Annotated in this window: 8 protein-coding genes; all 8 read left to right on the plus strand. The window is 51.8% G+C overall.

Going from position 1 to position 5,838, the window contains the following annotated elements:
• Nucleotides 1-209, plus strand: a 209-nt coding sequence (locus Q0369_RS07330; protein ID WP_298098023.1) for a hypothetical protein, incomplete at its 5' end; no start/stop codon positions are given.
• The gene (locus Q0369_RS07335; protein ID WP_298098028.1) at nucleotides 206-622 is read left to right on the plus strand and encodes a hypothetical protein; all 417 of its coding nucleotides are present in this window, start codon (nucleotides 206-208) and stop codon (nucleotides 620-622) included. The genes Q0369_RS07330 and Q0369_RS07335, both read left to right, overlap by 4 nt.
• Nucleotides 603-2,093 carry a beta-ketoacyl synthase N-terminal-like domain-containing protein gene (locus Q0369_RS07340; RefSeq protein ID WP_298098031.1) on the plus strand — a complete coding sequence of 497 codons (1,491 nt, stop codon included), beginning with the start codon at nucleotides 603-605 and terminating at the stop codon, nucleotides 2,091-2,093. The genes Q0369_RS07335 and Q0369_RS07340 overlap by 20 nt, the downstream gene beginning before the upstream one ends.
• Nucleotides 2,090-2,518: a hypothetical protein gene (locus Q0369_RS07345; protein WP_298098034.1), complete on the plus strand. Its 429-nt coding sequence runs from the start codon at nucleotides 2,090-2,092 to the stop codon at nucleotides 2,516-2,518. The genes Q0369_RS07340 and Q0369_RS07345 overlap by 4 nt, the downstream gene beginning before the upstream one ends.
• Nucleotides 2,511-3,245, plus strand: a complete 735-nt coding sequence (gene fabG, locus Q0369_RS07350) for a 3-oxoacyl-ACP reductase FabG (protein WP_298098039.1) — start codon at nucleotides 2,511-2,513, stop codon at nucleotides 3,243-3,245. The genes Q0369_RS07345 and fabG overlap by 8 nt, the downstream gene beginning before the upstream one ends.
• Nucleotides 3,239-4,468, plus strand: coding sequence for a beta-ketoacyl-ACP synthase (locus tag Q0369_RS07355; RefSeq protein ID WP_298098042.1), 1,230 nt, complete (start codon nucleotides 3,239-3,241; stop codon nucleotides 4,466-4,468). The genes fabG and Q0369_RS07355 overlap by 7 nt, the downstream gene beginning before the upstream one ends.
• A gap of 10 nt (nucleotides 4,469-4,478) precedes the next feature.
• The gene (locus Q0369_RS07360) at nucleotides 4,479-4,901 is read left to right on the plus strand and encodes an excinuclease ABC subunit A (RefSeq protein WP_297942267.1); all 423 of its coding nucleotides are present in this window, start codon (nucleotides 4,479-4,481) and stop codon (nucleotides 4,899-4,901) included.
• Nucleotides 4,891-5,838 (plus strand): beta-ketoacyl synthase chain length factor (locus Q0369_RS07365; RefSeq protein WP_298098048.1); only part of this gene is annotated, 948 nt, incomplete at its 3' end. The genes Q0369_RS07360 and Q0369_RS07365, both read left to right, overlap by 11 nt.

Below are 5,838 nucleotides of genomic sequence, written 5' to 3' on the forward strand. Positions count from 1 at the left end.
CGCTCGTTTTTTATAAAATTTACACGATCAAAGAGGCGCTGATTAAGGCGCGAAGCCTAGGTTTTTACGCGCTTGATCGCGTGGGGCTGGCGCGTGGGGCTGGCGGTGAGGCTTTGGCGCTTGATGAGCGCGGTAGGGCGTGGTCACACAAGAGCTATATTTTGGAGGGCGAAATTTTGATTTCGCTCGTTTTTAGGGAGAATTTTTGAGACCTGTTTATCGTTTTTACGCTATTTCTAAAACGGCTTTCATTCTGCTCTGCGCCGCGTTTTTTATAGGCGGATGCGCGCGCAAAGCGCCTGGGCAAATAGCGAAATTTAGCCAAAAACAGTTCATCCTGACGGACGAGCTCGGCGTAAAAAGCAGAGCCCTGATCTCAAAAATTTCACCCGCAAACGGCGAGGAGAGCCGCTACAAGCTCGTCTGGCTCGATATGCTAGGCGCGCCGATCGCACGTAAAATTTTATCGATCAAAGGCGGCGAGGCTAAATTTCGCAACGACGGCTTCCTGCCGCCCGATTCGCAAAGCGAGCGCGTATTCTTAGCCCTGCTTGAGAATGCGGATAAAGCGAATTTCACCATAAACGCAAAGGGGCGCCGATATGACGCAGTATCTAAGTAGCCCCGGGCTCATCTGCGCGGGCGCAAACAGCGCCGCAGAGCTTTTTGGCGCGCTGTGCGAAAAAAGATCCGCGCTGCGAAAGCTTAGCGTATGCGGTAAAAATTTCATCTTCGGGCGCGTAGATACGGCGCTACCGAGGATCAAAGATCGCGCCTACGCCACGCGCACGAACGCTCTGGCGCTTTACGCCTGCCTCGGCGTGCAAGGACAGATCGAGCAAGCCGTGCAAAAATTCGGCGCGCACCGCGTAGGCGTGGTGTTTGCGACCACCAACACAGGCGTGCAGGAAAACTATGCGGAATTTTTCGCTTGCAATAAGGGCGCGGGAAATTTTATCTCACAAGACGGCCAAAGCCCCGCACCGTGCAGTAAAATTCCTACCCCAAACGGCAAAAATTTCGCCAAAATTTCAAAAGCCGCAAACGATAAATTTAAAAACTTCTGCTTTGAGCGCAACTCTCACGCAAACCCCGCAAATTTTATCCGCGAATGCTTCTGGCTAAAATCCGTCGCGATTGGAGTTTCGAGTGCATGTACCAGCGGAAACAAAGCTCTGATCGAAGCTTCGCGCCTCATCTACGCGGGACTTTGCGACGCGGTCGTATTCGGCGGCGCCGACGCACTCGACGAGCTCACGCTGCAGGGCTTTAGCGCGCTTGAAATTTTAAGCGAGCAGCCGCTAAAGCCGTTTTCAGAGGCGCGGACAGGTACAAATCTAGGCGAAGGGGCCTGTGCATTCGTGCTTTCGCGCGAACGCATAAGCGACGTCGCGCTTTTGGCTCACGCAGCAAACTCCGACGCTTATCACATCACAAAGCCCGATCCTAGCGCACGCATGCAGATCACGGCGATCAAAACCGCGCTAAAATCGGCGCGGCTGCAAAGCGTGGACTACGTAAATCTGCACGGCACCGGCACTGCGGCTAACGACGCGATGGAGGCCCTGGCTATGAGTGCCGCCCTGCCCTTAGCGCCCGCAAGCTCGTCAAAATGGGCGATCGGACACACCCTGGGCGCTGCGGGGGTGATCGAGCTTGCCGTGTGCTACGAGGCGATGAGACAGGGCGTGATCCCGCCGAATTTTACGAATGATAAAATTTGGGGCGGCTCTGAGGCTGAAATTTTTCGCGGCGCGCAGGCGGGGCATGGCGAGCAAAACGATGAAATTTTAAGCAGCGCGAACGATCAAATTTCATGCAGCTTGGGCGATGAAAATTTGAAAAACGCGCAGGGTGAAATTTCAAAAAGCGGCGCGGATAAAATTTTGGCTGCGTCTAAAGCTTTGCAAGGCGAGGACGATAAAATTTTAAAAGACGCTGCGGATCAAGCTTCGCAAATGAGCGAAATTCCGGCTGCGCTGTCTAAATTTAATCTAGCATGCGAAGCAAAAAAGGCGCGCGTAGATACCGCGATGAATCTAAACTTTGCTTTTGGCGGCGACAACGCCGTAACCATAATAGGACGCATATGAGAGCTTCTAGCATCTTACCGCAGAGCGGATATATGGTCTTCGCAGATGAAATTTTAGAGATTAGCGACGGATATGCGAGCTGTGTATTTAGCGTTAAAGAGGACTCGCCGTTTACCGAAAACGGCGAACTCGGCAGCTACGCGTATATGGAGATCATGGCGCAGTGCATCGGCGTGTATTCGGGTTATCGAAACGACGACGAGGTGAGGCTCGGGTTTTTGCTGGGCGTGCGAAACCTGGATATTTCGCGCGCAAGCCTGAAGGTGGGCGAGCGCGTAATCACGACGGCAAGGCAGAGCGTAAGCGACGGCGAGGGGCTATATATCTTCGACTGCGAGATCCGCTGCGGCGGCGAACATATCGCAAGCGCCACGCTTAGCGTAATGCGCGCGAGCGACGAAATGATAAAGAGTATAAATGGCTAAGAGAATTTTAATTACCGGAGCAAGCGGCGGTATCGGCGAGGCGTGCGCGTTAAATTTAGCGCAAAAGGGCTACGGCTTGGCGCTAAACGGGCGCAACGAAGCAAAGCTAAAAGAGGTAGCGAAGCGCTGCTTGGACGCAGGCGCAGCGGAAGTTCAAATTTTGAAATTTGACGTCGCAGATACCGCTGCGGCGCAGGAGCATATCGAAGCAGAGATAGAGGCAAACGGCGCATACTGGGGCATCGTGCTAAACGCTGGCATTACGCGGGATAACTCCTTCGTGTGGTTCGAGCGTGAGGATTGGCAAAGCGTGATAGATACGAATTTAGGCGGGTTTTACAACGTCATAAAGCCCGCGCTGATGCCGATGATCCGCGCCAAAAAGGGCGGGCGTATCGTCGTGATGAGCTCGGTTAGCGGAATTGCAGGCAACCGCGGTCAAAGCAACTACGCCGCTAGCAAAGGAGGTCTAATCGCCGCGGCAAAATCGCTAGCGATAGAGCTTGCAAGCCGCAAGATCACGGTAAACGTCGTGGCTCCTGGGCTCATCAAAACGACGATGAGCGAAGGTATAAACGAAACTGCAAGCGAGCAAATTTTAAGTGCGATTCCGCTAGGGCGCATCGGCGAGCCGAGCGAGGTAGCGCATTTGGTGGAGTTTTTACTAAGCGAAAATTCCGCATATATCACAAAAGAGGTTATTAAAATAGACGGTGGATTATGTTAAATAGAGTAGTTATTACGGGTTTTGGCAACGTCTGTGCATTCGGACGGGACTGGGCGAGCATAAAGCAGAATTTGGCGCAGCAAAAAAGCGCCGTGGTTTATATGAGCGAATGGGATATCTTCGGCGAGGAGCTAAATACGAGGCTGGGCGCGCCGATAGCGAATTACGCGCCGCCTGCACACTGGAGCCGCAAAGATACCCGCTCGATGGGCAAGGTAGCGATGTTCGGCGTCGATGCCGCAGGCGAAGCTCTGGCTGATGCGGGGCTTTTAGAAGATGAGCGCATAAAGGACGGCCGTATGGGCGTCGCAGCGGGTAGCTGTAGCGGCGATGCAAAGGCTACGGGCGAGGTCATAGATATTTTGCATGGCAAGGATAGCACCTTCAACGCCAACTCATACGTAAAGATGATGCCTCACACCGTCGCTGCAAATATCGCGATCTACTACGGACTAAAAGGTAGGCTCATCCCCACGAGCTCTGCGTGCACGAGCGCGTCTCAAGCGATCGGCTACTCCTACGAAGCGATAAAATTCGGCCTTGCGGATATGATGCTGGCAGGCGGCGCGGACGAGCTGCACCCAAGCCAGGCATTCGTATTTGATAAGCTCTACGCCACAAGCTGCAAAAACGACACCCCTACCCTAAGCCCCGCACCTTTTGATATAGCGCGTGATGGGCTGGTTTTAGGCGAAGGCGGCGCTATGTTCGTGCTAGAAAGCCTAGGAAGCGCACTTGCGCGCGGCGCTAAAATTCACGCCGAGATAGTGGGCTTCGGCACGACCTGTGACGGCACGCATATCACCCGCCCACAGAGCGAGACTATGCGCGCGGCGATGCAGCTGGCGCTCAAAGATGCCGCAATTTCGCCGGATCTCATCGGGCATGTAAACGCCCATGCTACGGCGACCAGACAGGGTGACATCGCAGAATCTATGGCGACGCATGAAATTTTAGGCTCGCAGACGCCAGTGAGCTCTTATAAGGGATATTTGGGCCATACTTTGGGCGCGTGCGGGGCGCTAGAGAGTTTCATCTCGGTGATGATGATGAATGAGGGGCTATTCTATCCGAATCTAAATTTACGTGATATCGATCCGCAGTGCGCACCGCTTAGGTACCTCACGAAGCCGCAAGAAATAAAGACGGACTACGTTATGAATAACAACTTCGCTTTCGGCGGCGTGAACACATCTTTGATTTTTAAAAAATTTATCGACTAAAGGAGAGAAAATGAAAAAATTTCTATTTTTCGTAGTTGCGACGCTTTTTGTCGCTAATTCGGCTTATGCCAAAAACGATATCGTGCGCTTCCCGATCGCTGCGGCACTCGCAGAGCCAGATGCCAAAGCCAAGCTTGATCCAAACATAAAATTCTACTTCGGCAACAAATCCGCAGGCAGAAAGATCACGCAGCAGCTAAGCTCGAACAAAAAAGCAAACGGCGTTGGCAAGAGCGATCAAGCCGCATGCAACCGTGCGTTTTTATCGGCACTACTTAGCTTTCAAGATCGTGCCAAAAAAGAGGGCGGCAACAAGGTCGTCAATATCACGAGCTACTATTACAAAAACGTTTTCGTGAGCGACAAAGAGTTTGAATGCGGCGTAGGCACGATAATGAGCGGTGTCACACTAAGAGGCTATATTGCAAAATAAACTAAGCTTCGGTATATCTTACGCAAGCGCGATAATTTCGGGCGAGCCGGCGGAGTTCTATAAAAATCTCGCCGCTTGCTCGGACGGAATTTCCGAAGTAAGCTTAGGCGAAAATTCCGATCTCTCTTGCGATACAGGTCAAAATTTTACGTATGATTTTACGGCAAATTCTACGCAAGATTTTACAGATATTTTGGACTGCGAGCAGAATTCTATCAATTCCGCAAATTTTGCAGCGTGCAAAAATAACGAAAACGCGGGTTGTGACCTTGCTACAGAAGGTTTTGATGAAAATTCTATTAAGCCCCACTCGGAGCTAGGATTAAAACAAGAAGCGGATGCGTCTAAATTTAACTCCTCGCGCGCTTTTGATTGCAACTCCGAAGAGGCGGCGGAGCTTTATAAAAATTTCGCCGCGCGCGAGGACGAAGCTTTACAAAATAGCTCTGTAGAAAATTTAGAAATCGCTGCCCGCTTAAAAGAGGAAATTTTAGCACTCGAAGCTTTAAAGAAAAAGCCGGCTCTTGCGCACATCCCGCCGTTGCAGCGCCGCCGCTTGGGGCTTGGGGCGAAACTTTGCATCTCGCTTTTAGGCGAAATTTCGCAAAATACGCCGCAGAGCTTAGCCGAGAAAAGCTCCTTAAATTCTACGTCGCAAGATTTAGATGCGAATAAAAGCCAGGCCGCCGCGCAAAACCTGTCGCCGCAGGATTTTTCAAATGAAAATTCCTTAAATTCGGCAAGGCAAAATTTCAAAACAGACGATAATGCCGCGACGCAGCACTCGGAGCTGCCGCTCGTTTTTTGCTCGCGTCTCGGCGAGATCAACCGCTGTTTTAACCTGCTCGGCTCGATGAGGGAAAGCGTTTCGCCTTCGAGCTTTTGCGTCAGCGTACTCAACGCGATCGCGGCGCAAAATGCGATTTTTACGCAAAAC

This window comes from uncultured Campylobacter sp., assembly GCF_938030685.1.
GTDB lineage: Bacteria > Campylobacterota > Campylobacteria > Campylobacterales > Campylobacteraceae > Campylobacter_B.